The sequence below is a fragment of the Roseburia zhanii genome (genome assembly GCF_014287635.1).
Lineage (GTDB): Bacteria > Bacillota > Clostridia > Lachnospirales > Lachnospiraceae > Roseburia_B > Roseburia_B zhanii.
Map to the genome: position 1 here is coordinate 36,254 of NZ_JACOPH010000012.1, position 18,800 is coordinate 55,053.

General features: G+C 42.7%; 19 protein-coding genes and 1 pseudogene. 8 read left to right on the forward strand and 12 right to left on the reverse strand.

The annotated features are described in order from the left end of the window. The 5 genes from H8S17_RS12180 (at position 1) to H8S17_RS12200 (ending at position 6,227) form a co-directional block, all read left to right on the forward strand. Positions 1-1,173 (forward strand): sigma-70 family RNA polymerase sigma factor, encoded by a 1,173-nt coding sequence (locus tag H8S17_RS12180; RefSeq protein WP_186867518.1) that lies wholly within the window; start codon positions 1-3, stop codon positions 1,171-1,173. Between the two features lie 16 nt (positions 1,174-1,189). Next, the gene (locus tag H8S17_RS12185) at positions 1,190-1,867 is read left to right on the forward strand and encodes a response regulator transcription factor (protein ID WP_117554470.1); all 678 of its coding nucleotides are present in this window, start codon (positions 1,190-1,192) and stop codon (positions 1,865-1,867) included. Continuing rightward, positions 1,860-2,759, forward strand: coding sequence for a sensor histidine kinase (locus H8S17_RS12190; RefSeq protein ID WP_117554469.1), 900 nt, complete (start codon positions 1,860-1,862; stop codon positions 2,757-2,759). Before H8S17_RS12185 ends, H8S17_RS12190 begins: the two co-directional genes overlap by 8 nt. A 135-nt stretch (positions 2,760-2,894) precedes the next feature. Then, positions 2,895-3,566 (forward strand): ABC transporter ATP-binding protein, encoded by a 672-nt coding sequence (locus tag H8S17_RS12195; RefSeq protein ID WP_117760539.1) that lies wholly within the window; start codon positions 2,895-2,897, stop codon positions 3,564-3,566. 15 nt (positions 3,567-3,581) lie between these two features. Then, on the forward strand, positions 3,582-6,227 hold the full coding sequence (locus tag H8S17_RS12200) for an ABC transporter permease (RefSeq protein WP_186867519.1): 2,646 nt from the start codon (positions 3,582-3,584) through the stop codon (positions 6,225-6,227). Positions 6,228-6,278: 51 nt separating this feature from the next. Here H8S17_RS12200 and H8S17_RS12205 read toward each other — a convergent pair whose 3' ends face one another. From H8S17_RS12205 to H8S17_RS12230, 6 genes are all read right to left on the reverse strand, one after another. Next, on the reverse strand, positions 6,279-6,524 hold the full coding sequence (locus tag H8S17_RS12205) for a DUF6061 family protein (RefSeq protein WP_055199743.1): 246 nt from the start codon (positions 6,522-6,524) through the stop codon (positions 6,279-6,281). Positions 6,525-6,548: 24 nt separating this feature from the next. Then, positions 6,549-8,066, reverse strand: a complete 1,518-nt coding sequence (gene rlmD / locus H8S17_RS12210) for a 23S rRNA (uracil(1939)-C(5))-methyltransferase RlmD (RefSeq protein WP_186867520.1) — start codon at positions 8,064-8,066, stop codon at positions 6,549-6,551. Positions 8,067-8,209: 143 nt separating this feature from the next. Beyond that, positions 8,210-8,578 (reverse strand): hypothetical protein, encoded by a 369-nt coding sequence (locus tag H8S17_RS12215; RefSeq protein WP_186867521.1) that lies wholly within the window; start codon positions 8,576-8,578, stop codon positions 8,210-8,212. Positions 8,579-8,602: 24 nt separating this feature from the next. Beyond that, positions 8,603-9,589, reverse strand: coding sequence for a DUF4352 domain-containing protein (locus H8S17_RS12220; RefSeq protein WP_186867522.1), 987 nt, complete (start codon positions 9,587-9,589; stop codon positions 8,603-8,605). Further along, complete coding sequence (locus tag H8S17_RS12225) at positions 9,573-10,058, reverse strand: hypothetical protein (protein WP_186867523.1); 486 nt, start codon at positions 10,056-10,058, stop codon at positions 9,573-9,575. The genes H8S17_RS12220 and H8S17_RS12225 overlap by 17 nt, the downstream gene beginning before the upstream one ends. Before the next feature lie 35 nt (positions 10,059-10,093). Next, positions 10,094-10,555 (reverse strand): hypothetical protein, encoded by a 462-nt coding sequence (locus tag H8S17_RS12230; RefSeq protein WP_186867524.1) that lies wholly within the window; start codon positions 10,553-10,555, stop codon positions 10,094-10,096. Positions 10,556-10,817: 262 nt separating this feature from the next. Here H8S17_RS12230 and H8S17_RS12235 point away from each other — a divergent pair, with 262 nt between their 5' ends. Continuing rightward, entirely contained in the window at positions 10,818-11,888 is a 1,071-nt protein-coding gene (locus H8S17_RS12235) for a serine/threonine protein kinase (protein ID WP_330595758.1), read from the forward strand. Positions 11,889-12,021: 133 nt separating this feature from the next. Here the strand turns inward: H8S17_RS12235 and H8S17_RS12240 are convergent, their stop codons facing one another. From H8S17_RS12240 to H8S17_RS12260, 5 genes and pseudogenes are all read right to left on the reverse strand, one after another. Continuing rightward, complete coding sequence (locus H8S17_RS12240) at positions 12,022-12,276, reverse strand: hypothetical protein (RefSeq protein WP_186867525.1); 255 nt, start codon at positions 12,274-12,276, stop codon at positions 12,022-12,024. 261 nt (positions 12,277-12,537) lie between these two features. Beyond that, a pseudogene (locus H8S17_RS12245) lies at positions 12,538-12,672 on the reverse strand (MerR family DNA-binding transcriptional regulator); the annotation flags it as partial. Positions 12,673-12,860: 188 nt separating this feature from the next. Beyond that, positions 12,861-12,983, reverse strand: coding sequence for a hypothetical protein (locus H8S17_RS16755; RefSeq protein ID WP_279287812.1), 123 nt, complete (start codon positions 12,981-12,983; stop codon positions 12,861-12,863). A gap of 122 nt (positions 12,984-13,105) precedes the next feature. Then, on the reverse strand, positions 13,106-14,332 hold the full coding sequence (locus H8S17_RS12255) for a class I SAM-dependent rRNA methyltransferase (protein ID WP_186867526.1): 1,227 nt from the start codon (positions 14,330-14,332) through the stop codon (positions 13,106-13,108). After that, positions 14,329-15,276, reverse strand: coding sequence for a DMT family transporter (locus H8S17_RS12260; RefSeq protein ID WP_186867527.1), 948 nt, complete (start codon positions 15,274-15,276; stop codon positions 14,329-14,331). The genes H8S17_RS12255 and H8S17_RS12260 overlap by 4 nt, the downstream gene beginning before the upstream one ends. A gap of 270 nt (positions 15,277-15,546) precedes the next feature. On the opposite strand from H8S17_RS12260, the gene H8S17_RS12265 reads away from it, so the two are divergent. After that, the gene (locus tag H8S17_RS12265; protein ID WP_186867528.1) at positions 15,547-16,896 is read left to right on the forward strand and encodes an MATE family efflux transporter; all 1,350 of its coding nucleotides are present in this window, start codon (positions 15,547-15,549) and stop codon (positions 16,894-16,896) included. A 14-nt stretch (positions 16,897-16,910) separates the two neighbouring features. Next, positions 16,911-17,666, forward strand: a complete 756-nt coding sequence (locus H8S17_RS12270; RefSeq protein WP_178050916.1) for an inositol monophosphatase family protein — start codon at positions 16,911-16,913, stop codon at positions 17,664-17,666. 4 nt (positions 17,667-17,670) lie between these two features. Here the strand turns inward: H8S17_RS12270 and H8S17_RS12275 are convergent, their stop codons facing one another. Then, a complete protein-coding gene (locus tag H8S17_RS12275) occupies positions 17,671-18,741 on the reverse strand; it encodes a glycosyltransferase (protein WP_186867529.1) in 1,071 nt (356 codons plus the stop codon). Between the last annotated feature and the right edge of the window lie 59 nt (positions 18,742-18,800).

Genomic DNA, 18,800 nt, shown 5'->3' on the forward strand with positions numbered 1-18,800 from the left:
ATGCTGAGTGATTTTTCATGGGACATGACCGGATACATACCAAAACACGCTGTCAATCCGCACGGTGACGGCATCATTCCTTATGCGGCAGAGCGCATCTTTCAACTGGAACCGGAGCCTCCAGCGGTGGGCAATCTGAACGAATATATCCTGTCTGCCTTGCAGGAAAAGAATTTGATATATTTCTCATTCTTCCTACACCACTACGAGCCGCAGCTTAACAAGCGCATCAAAGACTTTCTCGGTGTGGATGGCGGCGATCTGTACGACACAGACCGATTTATAGATATAAAGCTCTCCTGCCGGGAGCAAATGCTCCAAAAGCTGATGGACTATGACCTTGCCAAGGGTGCAGAGTATGCTACATACATTTTCCCGTTCATCCGGGATGCTATGCTCCGTTTTCGCATGGGCGAAGAAAAATGGTCGGTGTCCTCTCTGACCAATTACAAAATGGTGCGGTCAATGGCTTGGCTGTACCACAATACCAAGGATGCGGTCAACGAATTTTCCAAGAAATACAACTGCGATCTTGCCCTTGCGGAAGAATATCTGAAAGTTGTCCGTGGAATCCGCAATCAGCAGCCTTTCTATGTCACAGACGAGAACGGCGAAGAAACAGGCGAGGATGTAGCCCTTGACGATAGCTGGAACTATACCGATATCCTCTGGAACGGCATACAGGCAGAAAAGGTGCAGCGGGCATTTGAGAAACTGAATTATCGGGAACAGACCTTGCTCGAAAAACGGTTAGCAATTTGCATGACCTGTGGGCGTGTCAGTTCATGGAAAGACCGCCCCACCTTTGAAGAACTGGCGGTTATGTTTGAGGGCAGTACAGCCAGCGGTGCAGAACGAGCCTACCGAAAAGCAGTGGACAAGTTGACGGAATTGTTGGTTGCCGAGGGCGCAATCCATGCAGTCCGGCTAAAACAGAAATCCAAGATTAAGCGAAAAAAGAAAATCGCCGCCGCAATCTACGAATATCAGGCAGACTGCGACGGCGAATGGGGCGAAATATCATTAGATTTTGAGAACGGCAAGGCAGAGGTCATTTTGCTTGCCGATTGGGATACAGTGAAAACAAACAAATTTGCAAGCAGAGCAATCGCCTATCTTCTGAACTGTGAGAACGAAAAATTACCCAAGGAAATAATGGTGGCCTTTGAATAACGAGGGAGTGAGATACATGGAACAATTATTGATTATTGAAGATGATATAGGGTTGAATCAGGGTTTAAGTAAAGCACTGAAAGCAGATGACCGTCAGATCATTTCCTGCCAAGACCTAAAAGCGGCGAAGGAACAGCTTCTTTGCGGCGGTGTATCCCTGATCCTGCTGGATATCAATCTGCCGGATGGCAGCGGGCTCGAGTTGCTCCGGGAGGTCAAGGAAAACACACCCTATATTCCTGTTATTCTGCTGACTGCCAATGACACCGATCTGGACATCGTAGACGGACTGGAGAGGGGCGCTGATGATTACATTACCAAGCCCTTTTCTCTTTCGGTTTTGCGGGCAAGGGTGAATACCCAACTGCGAAAGCAAGCGTCAAACCATAAAAATGCGCCGTTCCATATGGATCTATTTCACTTTGACTTTGAGGCTATGACCTTTTATGTGGGAGATTCCAAAGTGGAATTGAGTAAAACAGAACAAAAATTACTGCGTCTGCTTGTTGAAAATCGTGGTCGAACCATGACCCGTGGAGACCTTGTCGACCGGATCTGGACAGATGGCGCAGAATATGTGGATGAAAATGCTTTGTCTGTTACGATCAAGCGTCTGAGGGATAAGCTTGGTGCACAGAAATACATTAAAACCGTCTATGGAATCGGTTATAGCTGGGTGACAAAAGATGAATAAAACCGGTATTGTGATCATACTGCTGTGTTTTCTGGCGGCGGCAGCTGTTGTGTTATGGGAGCGGAGAAAGACCAGAAAAACGATGGAAGAAATCGAAAGGATGCTGGACGCTGCCATGACCGGCTCCTTTTCTGAAACCAATTTTGATGAAAGCCAGCTGTCTGCATTGGAAACAAAGTTTGCGCACTATCTTTCCGCCGCAGAAGCATCTTCTCAAAACATAGCGCAGGAAAAAGACAAAATCAAAACCTTGATTGCGGACATTTCCCACCAGACGAAAACGCCGATTGCAAACCTGCTGTTATACAGCGAGCTTCTGATGGAGGAAACTCTGCCTGCATCGGCGAAGGCAAATGTGGAGGCGCTGTACAAACAATCGGAAAAGCTGCGATTTCTGATCGATTCTCTCGTAAAGCTTTCCAGACTGGAAAACGGGATCATTTCACTCTCCCCTCAGCAAGCAGCGCTGCAGCCGCTGCTTGAAAGCGTAGTAGAACAATATGCCGCCAAGGCTTCTGAAAAAGGATTGTCTTTGCGACTGCAGGATACCGATGCTTTTGCTGTATTCGACTTCAAATGGACAGCGGAAGCGCTGGCGAATATCGTAGACAATGCCATCAAATATACAGAGCATGGCACAATCAGGATTTCTGCCGTAAGTTACGAAATGTTTGCAAGGATCGATATATCGGATACCGGTTCAGGCATACCGGAAACTGAGCAAGCGAAGATATTTGCTCGCTTTTACCGCTCAAAGGCGGTTCAGGAGCAGGAAGGGGTCGGCATCGGCTTATACCTTGCCCGACAGATCATATCCGGCGAGGGAGGTTATATCAAGATTGCTTCCGTTCCGGGAAAAGGAAGTACGTTTTCCATATTTCTGCCGAAATAACAACAATTCTATCAAAACTGTTAGATTTCATTTTCCGCCGGAAAGAATGTGGAAAGATTCCTATGCGATAATCTGTATGTATCAAAGGATGATTTCCTTTCATACATACAGATTTTTTCATGGAGGTACTCATTTATGGATGTTTTACAGGCAAAAGACCTGAAAAAGATTTATGGCTCCGGCAATAACGCAGTTCATGCGTTGGATGGAGTTGATTTAAGTGTAAAGAAGGGCGAATTTGTTGCAATTGTCGGCACATCCGGCTCCGGCAAATCCACGCTGCTGCACATGCTGGGCGGGCTGGATCGCCCTACAAGTGGCACGGTCATGGTGGACGGACAGGATATTTTCTCCCTGAAGGAGGAAGCGCTGACCATCTTCCGTCGCAGGAAAATCGGCTTTGTGTTCCAAGCATATAATCTTGTTCCGGTGCTGAATGTGTATGAAAATATCGTTCTACCCATTGAGCTGGACGGTGGCAAGGTCAACAAGGATTTCGTACAGCAGATCGTGCAGACCCTTGGGCTGGATGAGCGTCTGGATGCCCTGCCCAATCAGCTCTCAGGCGGTCAACAGCAGCGAGTAGCCATTGCCCGTGCGCTGGCGGCAGCACCCGCTATCATTCTGGCAGATGAACCGACAGGTAATCTGGATTCCAAAACCAGTCAGGATGTATTGAGCCTTTTGAAAGTCACCAGTCAAAAGTTCGCCCAGACAATCGTAATGATCACTCACAACGAAGAAATTGCACAGATGGCAGACCGCATTATCCGTATCGAAGATGGTCGGATCGTCTCCCAGAACTAACGGGAGGTGGTTACGATGAATGTCAAAAACAGAAAATGTATTCGGAAGCTCAGCTTAAAATCTCTTTATGCGAACCGCCGCCGCAATCTGATCGCCATTTTTGCCATTGCGCTAACAACGCTGCTATTTACGTCCATGTTCACCATTGTCTTGTCGTTGAACGCCAGCTATGAAACCTACCAGTTTCGGCAGGTAGGCGGCTATGCACACGGCACCTTTAAGGATGTTTCCCCCGAGCAGGCGGAACGTATCGCCGCCCACCCGAAGGTAAAGTCTGCGGGGGCACGGAAGGTGATCGGCATCACTGCGGATGGTGTCTTTTCCAAAACGCCGGCAGAGATCAGCTACATGGATGCCAACTGCACCAAATGGAGCTATGCCACCCCTACTACCGGACGGATGCCTGAAAGCGGCAAAGAGGTGACCATGGATACGGCAGCGTTGCAGCTGCTTGGCGTGACGCCGGAACTGGGCGCAGAGGTCACGATTTCCTATTCCATCACGGACAAGGATCAAACCGCCTTTACTGTAACAGATACCTTTACGCTGGTGGGCTATTGGGACTATGATGAACTAATGCCTGTTCATTACATCAACATCAGCCGTGATTACGCAGATGATATCGAAGCGCAGGCAGTGAAAACAGGTTTACAGCCCTTCCGCACTGACCTGAATGTCATGATGGCTTCCAGTACAAACATTCAAGGGCAGATGGAGCAGGTGGATACCGATCTCGGCTACACATGGGACAGCTATACCGATCCCAACAGCGTCCGGATCGGCGTCAACTGGGGATATACCTCATCCCAGCTGGAGTCGCAGCTCGATCCGGAACTTGTGATCGCCATAGCAGCTTTTTTGCTGCTGGTGATTTTCACCGGGTATCTTATCATCTATAACATTTTCCAGATCTCTGTTGCGGGGGATATCCGGTTTTACGGGCTTCTGAAAACCATTGGCACAACGCCCCGGCAGCTCAAACGCATCATTCGCCAGCAGGCACTTCTGCTTTGTCTGATCGGCATTCCGGCGGGGCTGCTGTTGGGCTATGGCATTGGCGCTGTTCTGGTGCCTGTTGTCTTGCGCTCCACCCAGTTGGATGCAGGCATCACCACCATCAGCACTTCGCCTGTGATCTTTGTTGGCTCCGTGCTGTTTGCCCTGCTGACGGTGCTTTTGTCCTGCTCCAAGCCCGGGAAAATGGCAGCCAGGGTTTCTCCGGTGGAGGCTACCAAATATACAGATGCGATGCAGACCAAGAAAAAACAGCGCAGCACCCGGGGAGCGAAGCTCCATCAGATGGCCTTTGCCAATCTGGGACGAAACAAAAAAAAGACGGTGCTGGTGGTGGTGTCTCTGGCACTGTCGGTGACGCTGTTCAATGCACTGTGTGCCTTTGTGGGCGGCTTCAGCATGGAGAAGTATGTATCCTTCATGACCTGCGCCGATTTTATCGTCAGCACGCCCGACTATTTCCATTACAACCCGGCAGATGAATTCATCACGCCGGAACAGATCGAAGAGATCGCAGCAAACACAAAGTCCAGTCTTTCCGGCACGGGATATGCTGTGCGAAAACCCGTATATCTTTGGATGACGGAGGATGCTCTGCGGCAGGACTATGCATGGTTCGAAAGCGCCGAGCAGGTGGACAGCCATATGAGCCGCATGGAGCACCGGGGCAATATGGTGATGGGAAAGACCAGAATTGAGGCTTTGGATAACAGCCTGTTTGACAAGCTGCAAGTATTCGACGGAGATATTTCTCCTATGCTGGAGCCAAACAATAACGCTATTGCCATTGCGGTTTCCTTAGATGACTACGGCAATCTGCCCAATCCTGAATACTACCCCAAGGTGGGAGACACGATTACCGCTACCTATACGGACGATGTGAAATATATCGACAGCCGCACCGGGGAACTCTGCACCGAAGATACACCGGAGGAGTACCTTCAGGAAAAACTGTATGGAGCCAGAGATGTAGAGTACACGGTCTGCGCCTTGGTAGAGCTTCCGTTTTCCATGAGTTATCGTTATGATGGTATTGGATATGAGGCGGTTTTGTCTGTGGATACCGCACAGAGGGACAGCGGTGGTGCGGCCATTCCGATGCTCTACCTGTTCGACACAGCGGACGAAGTTGACGAGGCCGAAGCAGAGCAATATCTATCGAAGCTTACTGCCGGTGAGTTTTCACCCTTGATGTATGAAAGCAAGGCCACGGCTCGCTCTGAGTTTGCTCAGTTCCGGCAGATGTTCCTTCTGGTAGGTGGTATCCTCTGTGCTATCATTGGGCTGGTGGGACTCTTAAATTTCTTCAACGCCATGATGACCGGTATTCTTTCCCGCCGCCGTGAATTTGCTGTGCTTCAGGCTGTAGGAATGACAAACCGGCAGCTCAAAACCATGCTGATCTACGAGGGGTTGTTTTACGCAATGTCTTCTGTAGCGGCGGCCTTTATTCTGTCGCTGGCGGTGGGACCTCTTGCGGGAAAAATGCTGGGCAGTATGTTCTGGTTCTTTGAGTATCGATTCACCATTCTGCCTGTCCTGCTGACAATTCCGGTATTTCTTCTGCTGGGGTGGCTGATTCCTTGCATGATGTATGACAACGCAGCGAAATGCAGTGTTGTAGAGCAATTAAGGGATGCTCAATAACTGTTAAGCAAAAAACGGCCCTCTGCCAATGAAAAGGCAGAGGGCTGAGTTTTAATCTAAGGGTTTACATTCAGTTACAGTTTTTAGATAAATTTCGGGGTTTCCGTTCAATATCAAGTCTGCATATCCAATCGGGTCATTGTAGATTAGATAGTCCAGCTCTGACCGCTGATACATATTGTCAGCAACCTCATTCTCCACGGCTATTGTATCAATAGCAATCATACTGCCATCTAAGAATTTCAGTTCCACACAGGCATTATCCATGTTGAACTCACAAGAAATCAACCTATCCATAAGAAACCTCCACTTTGCTGGATGTTAGATCATCCCAAAATATTTGAATGCTTCTCGGATTGCTTTCTCTTTTTCCGGTGGACACTGGGGCTGTCTGGAATCCTCGGACTTCGGCAAATTATAGTTCTTACCAACCCCAATCCCACATTTTCGCTTAATTTGTGAGATATACAGGTTGGATACCTTTAACCCGCTATGCTCCAGCACATAGTCCTTAATCTGGGTGTAGGTTGCTCCATCTTGGAACTCCGACATATCCATATCTTCCAAAGAGAACTCAACCCGAATCTTTTTCGAGTCGACCTCACCCTTGGAAAGCAAGACAACCGTCTCCACATGCTCCGTAAACGGAAACATATCCACTCCCTGTATCTTTCTCACCTCATACCCCCGCTTCACTAAGTACTTCAAATCCCTTGCCAACGTCACCGGATTACACGAAACATAAACAACTTTATCCGGTGTCATTGTCACAACTGACGATAAAAATGCTTCATCGCTTCCGTTTCTTGGTGGATCCATGAATACGACATCTGCTTTTTCATTCTGTTCTGCCATTTCAACTAAAAATTCACCAGCATCTTTCTGATAAAAAGAGATGTTTCTGACTTCATTTCTTTTTGCATTTGTGACTGCATCCCTTACTGCATCTTTGTTTTGTTCCACACAGATTACTTCTTTTGCCGCCTTCGCTGCCACAATTCCAATCGTTCCAATGCCGGAATAGGCATCTACCACCCGTTCCTTGCCGGAAAGTCCTGCAAACTGCATGGCTGTCTGGTAAAGGATCTCTGTCTGCACAGGATTTACTTGATAGAAAGAACTCGGTGATATCCGAAACGTGCAGCCGCAGAGTTCATCTTCAATATACCCTTTTCCGTATACTGTAATATTCCGCTCACCTAATACCATGCTTGTCTTTTTGTCATTGACATTGATGACCACCGTTGTAATTTCCGGATGCAGTTTACGGATTGCTTTTATAAAATTATTTTTTGATGGCAGGATAGGTGAACCAAGTACTAATACGACCATCACCTGTCCGCTTGTAAAACCTCTGCGGATCAATACATGACGAAGCAATCCGTATCCCGTATCTTCATCATAAGTTTTGATCTTAAATGAACGCAGCAGTCCATGGATATCCCGGATAATCTTTGAAGAAATCTCATCTTCGATCTGACAGGATTCAATATCCACGATCTTATGCGTACCAGCCTGGTAAACTCCTGATACAATCGTACCATTCCGCAGTCTGCCAAACACTGCATGTACTTTATTCCGGTAATGATATGGATTTTCCATACCAATGATCTTTGAAACTTTTCCAAATCCACCCAACAACTGTTTTAGCTCTTTCTGCTTCTTTGCAAGCTGTTCTTCATAAGATACCCCTTGAAAATGACAGCTCCCACATTTTTTCGCATAGGGACAGACATTGCTTTTTTTCACATCATTCTTTTTCTTAGTATCTTTTCCCTTGTCTTCCCTTTTATCATCATTCCATTTATATTTTTCTGAAAGTTTCTTCTTAGCGTCCATCTGATCTCCTCACTATATATCAAAAACCTGTTTATTATACTTTGTAGTATAACAAACAGGTTCTATCTTTACAATTTGAAAATTAGAAATGGTTTCTACTCCAATTCGCTTTTAGTGCTCCATTTAGACATTTTTTGTACTCTCTATGATTCTACATCTGTTTTCTTTTTTCCTGTGAGCATCGCAACTACTGCAAGAACTGCGTTTAACAAGCACCAGCCTGACCAGATCGCTAAATCTGAATAGCTGCCATAATTAGCAAATCCTAACAATGCAGCCAGACCAAACAGAACGATCAATGCAATATTTCCACCATTTTTCTCTGATTTTCTTGTTGCAACAGAAACGATTCCTCCCGCAAGCATCAGAATTGCTACCAAAATACCTGCAGAACCAGAAACCTCTCCATTCTCTGCAAGTGTGTTCGCTACTCCTGCTGCGCAGGACTGAAATGCTACGACCAGAAAAAGAACCATTGATAAAATACCCGAAATCAACTTCCATACCTTCATTTTAAAATCCTCCTGAAAAATTTATCATTCACTGACTGTAAATACAACTCTGTCTGATGTCCAGATATTAGATACAAATTCAGCTTCTACTGTAGATGCATCATCTGGCACCGTAAACGTGACTGTTCCCTGTGCTTTTCTGCCCGCTGAGAGTGTGGCAGTTAAATTATCATCTCTAAAATATGCCTGCTCACAGTTTTTGCCATCTGCATAACAGTCAAAATCATACATGCTTACCATTTCATCACTGTCACCTTTATTTTCAAACTCAAATGTCAGAGTAACATAATGCATACCGGCTGCCGGCTCTGAAAATTCACTATAACTTGTGTCGTTTTCACATGACAGATATGTAATATTTAAGTTCTGTGATTCCACGATATCCCCTACTGCATATGCATTTTCAGATGCTCCTGTATCTGCTTTGGCCACATATCCTGAATCCTTATCTCCATCATAGATAAATTTCAATTTTTCTTCTGTGATAAAATTTGTTTCATATTCCACTTCAATATTCTGCGCATCCTGTGGTACTTCAAAAACTAACATACCCTCAGTTGTTCTTCCCGGCGATAACGTTGCTGAAAAATCATTCTCTGTATAATGGGTATCGGCGTTATAACCATCTGCATAACATTCAAAATTCAGTGATGAAATGGACTGATCAGAAGTTCCCTGATTTTCAAAAGCTAACTTTAAAAAAATGCATTTTTTTCCTTCTTCCGGCTTCATATACTCATTTTCTTCCTGATATTCACCACTTGCAGCATAAACAATCTGCACATCACCATCTTTTAAAATATCACCGACATGATATTCTGTTTTTACCTCTGCTTCCTCTGTTGCGCTATCCTGTTCTGCTGCTGTTCCCTGCTCTGTCGTGGTATCCTGCCCTGCTTCACCTGCTTTTGCCGATGAACTGCTGTCAGATGACGATCCACTTCCCATTGCCATCACAGCAAACAGCAAAAGACATGCAGCTACAGCGGATATTTTAGATATTCGTTTCATATCTCCTTTTCTCCTCCTTGTGGAAATTATATTTTATAATAAAACCAGCAGCTATCCCAGCAAAAAATTCAGCAATAATATCTAAGATATCAAATGTCCCCCTGACAAATGGTGTCAGCTGCAGAATTTCTATCCCTGCTGAAAAAACAGTTGTAATCGTGAGTATTTTTAACAACTCTGCTGTCTTATTACCCATAATAAAAAACAATGTAAAAACCAACGCATATGCCCACATCATATCTAACAGATAATTGCGGACAAACTTCATCATAACCGAACTTTCCATGATGCTATTTGTGTGCCTGTCCCAACCTAAAAATACATCTATTTTTTTTACAAAAATGACATCCGGTGAGATCAGATAATAGATCAGACCACCTAAAACGATCGGCATAAAAGCGTTTATGATCAAAAAATCTAATTTTTTTGTTTTCAGACGATTGAAAGCATTATAGCATATCATACTCATTTTGCTTCTCCCCATAACAGTGGTAATTTTACCTTCTAGTTCTGCAGCCCGCTTGTCCTTAAAGGCTCCATTCCGTTTTGATTTAACAGGTTATTGACATCTAAAATACTTCCGGGTCTTTCATTGAATATGATCATCAGCAATGCATCTCTTGGAATCTTTGCATATAAGACTGGCATTTCATATTTTCTTAAAGCTCTTTGCGTTTCACCTAAGGACATCTCTGCCGCATAACAGATCCTTAGAATGATATCTCTTTGTCTGGTATGCTTTTCTCCCGATAATAATTTATAGCCATATCGTTCAGGAATGTCAGCATTTAAAAATACAGCCTGCTGTGTGATCCCCTTTTCTGCTAACAGATTTTTTATGTATACCGGAAATGCATCTGCATCCAGATTCATGCTTTCTTTATTTTCATTACAATAGCTGTTAAAATCTGTTAAATGTGTTTTTCCTAAAATATCTACTAACTCTTTTGTATTTTTTTCGCGCATAATACTCTCCATCTGATATAATGATACAAGGGGCAAAAGTCAGAAATCGTTCCTGCTTGCAGGATAAGAGTTCTGACTTATTGACCTGCTCACACATGAGGAAGTAGTGATTTCCCTTGGAAATCAACGGATTCCGAATGTGTGTAGAATTGTGAAAGTTGCGTAGCAACGGAACAATTCGTGTATCAAATGAGAGGCAAAATACCTTTTGACTCTCATTTCATATAATACAACCATACTTTATTATGAAAGGAATGATTACGTGGATCTTTCCCACCGTCTTGCTATCTCTTATTACAAGACTATAGCAGCCATAGATGAACCCCATAAAATATATTTAGTCCAGCATCAGGAAACTAAAAAAATCTATATCAAAAAAATCCTTGATGTGTTCAATATTGATATTTATAAATGTCTGTATACGAAACCGATCCTCGGTACGCCAAAGATCATTGATTATATAGAAGATTCCGCTCAGCTTATCGTCATTGAAGAATATATTTCCGGTTCTTCATTACAGGATAAAATAGAACAAAAAGATTTGTCCGTATCCGATATCTTACATTATATGTTAGATCTGTGCAGTATCCTTGAAAAACTGCATTCACAGCATCCCGCGATCATTCACAGAGATATCAAACCCTCTAATGTGATCATTACAAACTATAACCGTGCTATGTTACTTGATTTTAATGCTGCAAAATATTTCTCTGACCAGTCAGTGGAAGATACTGTTCTACTTGGGACTCAGGGCTATGCTGCACCGGAGCAATATGGATTTGGCTCATCTTCTCCACAGACCGATATTTATTCACTTGGAATCCTGTTTAAAGAAATGCTTTCATCCATTGATTACACTTCTTCGAATACAGACTCCATTATCCACAAATGCACACAGATCAAACCTGCAGAACGTTTTCGCAATATACAACAACTGCGTGAGGAATTGTCCCTGTTAGTTCCGGCAGAACCACGAAATATCCTGCCACACCCTCTCAGGAAATACATCCTGCCCGGTTTTCGTACAAAAACACCATGGAAAATGCTTGCTGCTTCCTTAGGTTACATTCTGATCACTTACATAAGTTTCTCTACAGAATTAAAAAATACTTATGGTGCACGCCTTTGGGTTGAACGAATTACTATGTATATCATAATGCTGTTTATGGTATTTTGCTGTTTTAATTATCTTGATATACAACGGATCATTCCACTATGTAAGCATAAATACCGGCTTGTCCGCTACATTGGAATTGCCATATTAAATATTGCTGTTTTTTTCAGTTTAATTTTTATAATGTACATCATTGAAGCAGTTTTCTTTCCTGTATAAAGATTATACCATAGATAGGGCCTTCTCCGTTGCCCCCGCTAAGGTGGTAAATTTTATCTGTACTATATTCCAGCAAAAAGACAGCAGATCGATCTGACCTGCTGTCTTTAAAGTTTGAGCATTTATTCTTTTATTATCTGTGTACTGTGGTATTTCTCATAAGGAAAATACATCCACCCATAAATCCTACAAATACACCTGCATAGCACGCTGTAAGCAATGCACCTAATAACACATTCCTTCCTAACAGTTTAAAAAACAGTCCGATCAAAATTCCTGCTAAAAATGTGGCTGTTGACCATATGACCGTATTTAGGATCAGAAATATTTTCTGTTTCGTTGTATCTGCTTCAATTCTCTTATTTACAAACTTCCATAATTCACGCATGACCACATTCCCCGCTTTCTTTACTATAAGGATCTTTATGCTATCAAATCCATCTTTCGTATCTGTGCTTATAGTTTAGCTGTCTGTAGTCTTTCTTTCTATCATGATTATGTAAAAGATTGTAAAATTTATGTATAAAACTGATTTAATTCGATTAGCTGCATCTTTATTTCATTAAAATTAACTTGAAACTCATATCCATTTATAACCTTTTGACACCCACATCATAAACATAATAATTACGGATTTACCCATATTTCATTGGTCGTAAGTGTAATAACGCCTATCAGTTGGAGTACGATTTGCTTTTAGAGTTCCTTCTCTATCCCAACGCTGTAACGTTTTGACAGAAACACCTAGCAATTCAGCAAAATCTTTTGGCTTGTAATTGGTGATATCTGATGTATCCATAGTATACCTCCGTGAGTATATTTAAATACATATTATCACATTTGACAGCTTATTCAGTTACTTAAAGTTTTCTCCTTTATTTGATGGTTTTATGATACCAGCAAAAAAAGAACAACTGAACAACACGGATAAGGATTTGTGTTGAGTTCAGGAATACTGTAAATTCTAAGTTGTTAACCGGTATAAGCATCATCAGCTGTATTCTGGAAGTTCTGTTTTTCCAGCCATTCTTTCTCTTCTTCATTTTCCGGAAACACCTTCGTCTCCAATACCGTTATTTTGCATTCGTAATTCATAAAAACTTCCCTAGTTTTCATTGTGTCGAGTTTGGCACGATTGAAGTTATCATCTTGTAATATGTTTTTTATATGTTCCAAAAGAAAACCTGCTTAAAAGCATTTCCGCCACTTTCTGGTCCTTACTTTTCCTCAACAACCTGAAAAATAATAAACTTCAGATAATAACTCTCATCCGCCGCCCAAAGTATCGGATGATCGGCTGACTGTGTCCGGAACTCCACCTGACGAAGTCTTTTATGCACTGCTTTTGCAGCTTCTTTCACCGTTTTCTTAAGAAGCTCCTCTGTCATAAAATGTGAGCATGAACAGGTTGCAAGATATCCGCCGTCAGAAACTAATTTTAACCCCTTCATATTGATTTCCCGGTAACCTTTGATGGCATTTTTTGTTGCCTGTCTGGATTTTGTAAAAGCCGGTGGATCAAGGATCACCACATCATAACTCTTACCAGCTTCATAGAGTTTTGGCAGTTCATCTAACACATTTGCCATCCTGAATTTTACAGTGTCCGAAAGGTCATTTCTCTTTGCATTTGCAGTTGCCTGTTCTATGGCATATTCTGAAATATCAAGTCCCATAACTTCTGCTGCCCCTGCGATTCCCGCATTCAGTGCAAAAGTTCCCATATGGGTAAAGCAGTCTAATACTTTTTTTCCTTTACAGATTTTCTGCATCGCAAGTCTGTTATATTTCTGGTCTAGGAAAAATCCTGTTTTCTGCCCATCAATGACATCGACTTCATATTTCACACCGTTTTCTACAATATGCACATGTCTGGCATAGAAAAGAGCCTCTTCTTCTGTCATGGCGTCACAATTCCAGAGAATTCCCTTGTATCTTGACAGACCTTCTTTTTCTCTTTCCCTTGCATCACTTCTCTCAAAGACAAGTCTGATCTGTATGCCATCTTTTGCAAGGACTTCTCTTAACATCGCAGCTATCTTTTCCTTAAACTGCTCCATTCCAAGTGTCAGACATTCCACAACAAGAACATCTTCATATTTATCCACAGTAAGCCCCGGAAGGAAATCTGCTTCTCCAAAAATAACCCTGCAGGAAGATGTATCAACACAGGTTTTTCTATACTCCCATGCATTCTTAACACGCATCATAAGAAATGCATCATCAATTTCCTGATCTGCTTTTCTTGTCATCATGCGGACTCTTATTTTGGAATTCTGATTGATATATCCGCTTCCCATGGGATATCCGTCAAAATCCTCTACTTTTACCAGACTGCCATTCTTAAATGTTCCTTTGATACTTTCTATTTCATTATCAAAAATCCACGCTCCACCTGCTTTAATGGTACGTCCTTCTCCCTTTTTCAGTGTTACGGTTGTCATTTCGTTTCCTCCACTTTTTCTTCTTTTACTTTTGCTGTGATATAAATTCCGATACTGACAAGGATCAATGCAATGATGCTTTTTATTCCTGATGCCTGTTCACGTTCCCCTAACAAAAATGCAGACAGGATCACGCCAAATACCGGATTCATAAAACCAAATACTGCCACTCTTGACACCGGATTGTATTTTAACAAAATTCCCCACAAGGAATATGCTACTGCTGAAATACATGCCAGATAAAACAGCATGGCTATTCCTGTTGCTGTCACTTTTGTGATCTTTCCTCCCATCAACAGTCCCATAATGGTCATCACCAGACCGCCAGATATAAACTGCCAGCCACTTAAGAGTACCGGATTCTCTGTTTTAGAATACCGTTTCAAATAAACGGATGAAAAAGCATAGGCAACTGTCGATAAAAAGATAAATCCTTCGCCATTTAGATGAAATGACATGTCCAGCCCGTTTCCATTCAGATTCACAAGCACAACTCCCGCAAACCCGATCAGACAGCCTGCTAATTTGCCCATGGTCAGCTTTTCCTGCCGGAAGATCAGACTGGCAACAAAAATGGCGATAAATACATTGACTCCTTCAATAATCGATGCCTTTACTCCGGTCGTATTCGCTAGTCCGATATAAAAGAACAGATATTGTAATACTGTCTGTAACAGACTTAATTTTAAGATCTTTGGAGCATTTTGTCTGTTTATTTTTAACAGATTCCCGGATAAAACACTTCCTATTAAAATAACTAAGATCCCTGCTAATGTAAACCGCAGTCCTGCAAACAGGATCTGCGTCACTACTGCATCTTGCGGTATTTCAAACATCTGATACCCGATCTTAATACATGGGAAAGCACTTCCCCATAATGCACAGCAGATCAGTGCACCAAGCCACACGACAAATGTCGACTGCATTCTGTTTTTCTTTTCCATATCCTCCACCTCTTGTATGTCCTATGATAAGCTTATTTCATCTTATACGCACCGGAAACATCTGTCAAATGGTTTGATGCGCCATAGTGTTAATCGTTGCTGGTCACACTGTTAGGTGTGAACAGTAACATATCCTCTCTTGAATTTCCCTCATTCAAAGCATATAATATTACTGTTTAAGCAGATATCAACTTGTTTTAGGGGAAAATATTCCCTGTTTACACAATAAATCAGCAATAGATATTTTTTACGTCAAGAGGGGAAGAACAAATGAAGAAAAATTATGAAATCGACATGCTAAATGGCCCATTATTCAAAAAAATACTTACATTTTCCATTCCACTGATGTTATCCGGCATTTTACAGCTTTTATTCAATGCCGCTGACACGATCGTAGTCGGAAGATTTACCGGCAATACTGCCTTAGCAGCTGTCGGATCTACAAGTGCCCTGATCAATCTTCTGACGAACCTCTTTATCGGATTTTCCGTAGGGGCAAATGTCTTAACGGCCAGATTTTATGGTGCAAAAAAAGAAAAAGAAGTCAGTGAAACCGTTCATTCTGCAATTTTATTAAGCCTGGTATGCGGTGTCCTTCTGCTTGTGATCGGTCTTTTTTCAACCAGACAGATCTTAGTCTGGATGGGTACACCTGCTGATGTGTTAGATCAGGCTGCCCTGTATTTAAAAATATACTTTTTAGGAATGCCGTTCATGCTCTTATACAACTTCGGCAGTTCCATCTTACGTGCGATCGGTGATACCAAACGTCCGTTATATTATCTGTTTTGTGCCGGTATCATCAATGTGATCTTTAACCTGATTTTTGTGATTCGTTTTCAGATGGGTGTTGCCGGTGTTGCAACTGCAACTGTGATCTCGCAGTGTATTTCTTCTCTGCTGATCTTAAAATGTCTGACACAATTAGATGGCTGTTGCCGGCTGCATTTAGATAAACTCCGGCTGATACCGGATAAGGCCATGCAGATCATGCGTATCGGACTTCCTGCCGGACTGCAGGGCATGGTATTTTCCTTATCAAATGTATTGATCCAGTCCTCCGTCAACTCTTTTGGTTCCATTGCAATGGCTGGCAATACCGCAGCTATGAATATCGAAGGATTTGTTTATATTTCCATGAATACCTTCCACCAGACAGCCATGAGCTTTATCAGCCAGAACTTCGGTGCCGGAAAACAAGACCGTATCCGGAAAGTTTTATTCCAGTGCCTTGCCATGGTAACAACGGTCGGTCTTGTGATGGGACTTGGTGCTTATTTCGCCGGAACTCCGCTTTTATCCATTTATTCCTCTGATCCAGAAGTCATCCAATTTGGACTTTTAAGGCTTTCTGTGATCTGTACTACTTACTGTCTGTGCGGAATTATGGATACCATGGTCGGTGCCCTGCGTGGGATCGGATATTCCTTTATGCCTATGGTCGTGTCCCTGCTTGGTGCCTGCGGTCTTAGGATCGTATGGATATTTACGATCTTTCAATGGCACAGAAGCCTGTTTACACTATATATTTCCTATCCGGTCACATGGATCATTACTGCTTTTGTCCATATGATCTGCTATGCCATTGTCCGCAGAAAACAACTGGCACAATATTCTTAAGGAGGAAACTACCTATGATCGAACAAATCGAACAAGCTATAATAGAAACCGGAGAGATCCTGTTACATGCAGAAAATATCACAGACTTCACCCATACAAAAGACGGTGCGGCAAATTTTGTAACCGAATATGACACACAGGTGCAAAAGATTTTATTTTCAAAACTCTCTGCCATCCTTCCTGAAGCCTCTTTTATGGGTGAAGAAGAATCTGCACACACTTATACAGACAAAGGATATCTGTTTATCATTGATCCGATCGATGGAACGACGAATTTTATCAAACAAAACCACACCAGCTGTATTTCTGCAGGTCTGTTAAAAGATGGAAAACCTTATCTTGGCATTGTCTATAACCCATACCGGAATGAACTTTTTTCCGCAGTTGCCGGCAAAGGTGCATATCTGAACCATAAACCGATCCATGTATCAAAAGAACCTTTAGAAAATGGTCTGCTGCTCTTTGGTTCTTCCCCTTATTATGAAGAACTCTGGCAGCCTGCTTTTGAAATGGCATATCAGTATTTCAAACGCTGCTTAGATCTGCGCAGAAGCGGTTCTGCTGCGATCGATCTGTGCGACATTGCCTGCGGACGGGCAGAACTTTTCTTTGAATTACGCTTAAGTCCATGGGACTATGCCGCTGGTGCCCTGATCGTCAAAGAAGCCGGTGGAAACATCTGTGGCACAGACCATGCACCTGTACAATTTCAAAAGCCACAGGGCATCATTGCCTGTGGCAGCGGTATTTCTAAAGAAGATCTTTTATAAATTTTTATGAAACAGGAAGTTCCCACTCATCTGCTTCCTGTTGATATTGTTCTGCCTGCTCACGACAGAACTGTATCTTCTCAAATTCCCATGGTGTTTCTGCTTCGATGGCTTCTGCCATCTTTCCATAACATTCTGCTAATCCATCTAATGGCATTCTGCCACGCCTGCGCACATCAATGACTGCTTCTGTCTGATGTGCTGCAAGTTCAAACCAGTCTGTCGCTTCTTCATGATCTGCCTGCTCCATAAAATAACTGCCAATCTCATATGCGATCTCTGCACATATAGCATCCGGCATCAGTTTAAATGCCATTGAAAAGAACTTATCTGTCTGTTTTTCCTGCCTATAGATATGGGCAAGAACGCAGACTGCCTCTCTTTGCTTTTCAAGAGAGTTCCCGGCTGTATGCAGGGTTGCCTGAAAGATCGTTTCCGCTTCTTTAAAATCTTTCTCTGTCCCACTGATAAATAATTCTTTTGCATACATGGAATGTAATTTATCCGATAACTGTCCTTCTCTTTCATATGCCTGCCTGAACAGATGAAAATCCCTGCTGCTATGCAGATTTTTCGGCAGATGCTGTATCTCGACTTCGCTGTCATAAATGACCGGATCAATACGCACTGTTTCATGTACCGCATCTACCCATACAAATTCCCGCAGCCTTTTATAGAGTTTCGGGCGGTATTCTTTCTGGTAATTTGCTGTCGTATTATATTCCGGCGGCGTGATATAATACATCTGCACAATTTCAATTTCCGGCAGCAATACCTGTTTTAATTCTGCAAAACGATTTCTATTGACCTCATCTAAAACTTCGTCTGCGTCTGCTGAATAGATATACTCCATTTCTGCCTTAGAAAATGCAAAATTTCTCGCTGCCGCAAAATCATTTTCCCAGACATAATCATAGATCTTATCTGTAAATTCGGCTGCCACTTCTTTTGTATGATCTGTGGAACCCGTATCTACAATAATAATTTCATCCATCAGATCCGCAACCGATGTTAAACATCTGCGTAATATATCTGCTTCATTTTTGACTATCATACATAAACTGATCGTAACCACTTGTTATCCTCCGTATCTGCCTGATATATTCCCATGAATTGCCAGATTGCTGTACCACT

Bases quoted from the DNA above. Each gene is read 5' to 3' on its own strand.
- H8S17_RS12180 (WP_186867518.1), top strand. From the start codon at position 1: ATGCTGAGTGATTTTTCATGGGACATGACCGGATACATACCAAAACAC.
- H8S17_RS12185 (WP_117554470.1), top strand. From the start codon at position 1,190: ATGGAACAATTATTGATTATTGAAGATGATATAGGGTTGAATCAGGGT.
- H8S17_RS12190 (WP_117554469.1), top strand. From the start codon at position 1,860: ATGAATAAAACCGGTATTGTGATCATACTGCTGTGTTTTCTGGCGGCG.
- H8S17_RS12195 (WP_117760539.1), top strand. From the start codon at position 2,895: ATGGATGTTTTACAGGCAAAAGACCTGAAAAAGATTTATGGCTCCGGC.
- H8S17_RS12200 (WP_186867519.1), top strand. From the start codon at position 3,582: ATGAATGTCAAAAACAGAAAATGTATTCGGAAGCTCAGCTTAAAATCT.
- H8S17_RS12205 (WP_055199743.1), bottom strand. From the start codon at position 6,524: ATGGATAGGTTGATTTCTTGTGAGTTCAACATGGATAATGCCTGTGTG.
- rlmD (WP_186867520.1), bottom strand. From the start codon at position 8,066: ATGGACGCTAAGAAGAAACTTTCAGAAAAATATAAATGGAATGATGAT.
- H8S17_RS12215 (WP_186867521.1), bottom strand. From the start codon at position 8,578: ATGAAGGTATGGAAGTTGATTTCGGGTATTTTATCAATGGTTCTTTTT.
- H8S17_RS12220 (WP_186867522.1), bottom strand. From the start codon at position 9,589: ATGAAACGAATATCTAAAATATCCGCTGTAGCTGCATGTCTTTTGCTG.
- H8S17_RS12225 (WP_186867523.1), bottom strand. From the start codon at position 10,058: ATGAGTATGATATGCTATAATGCTTTCAATCGTCTGAAAACAAAAAAA.
- H8S17_RS12230 (WP_186867524.1), bottom strand. From the start codon at position 10,555: ATGCGCGAAAAAAATACAAAAGAGTTAGTAGATATTTTAGGAAAAACA.
- H8S17_RS12240 (WP_186867525.1), bottom strand. From the start codon at position 12,276: ATGCGTGAATTATGGAAGTTTGTAAATAAGAGAATTGAAGCAGATACA.
- H8S17_RS16755 (WP_279287812.1), bottom strand. From the start codon at position 12,983: ATGAATTACGAATGCAAAATAACGGTATTGGAGACGAAGGTGTTTCCG.
- H8S17_RS12255 (WP_186867526.1), bottom strand. From the start codon at position 14,332: ATGACAACCGTAACACTGAAAAAGGGAGAAGGACGTACCATTAAAGCA.
- H8S17_RS12260 (WP_186867527.1), bottom strand. From the start codon at position 15,276: ATGGAAAAGAAAAACAGAATGCAGTCGACATTTGTCGTGTGGCTTGGT.
- H8S17_RS12265 (WP_186867528.1), top strand. From the start codon at position 15,547: ATGAAGAAAAATTATGAAATCGACATGCTAAATGGCCCATTATTCAAA.
- H8S17_RS12270 (WP_178050916.1), top strand. From the start codon at position 16,911: ATGATCGAACAAATCGAACAAGCTATAATAGAAACCGGAGAGATCCTG.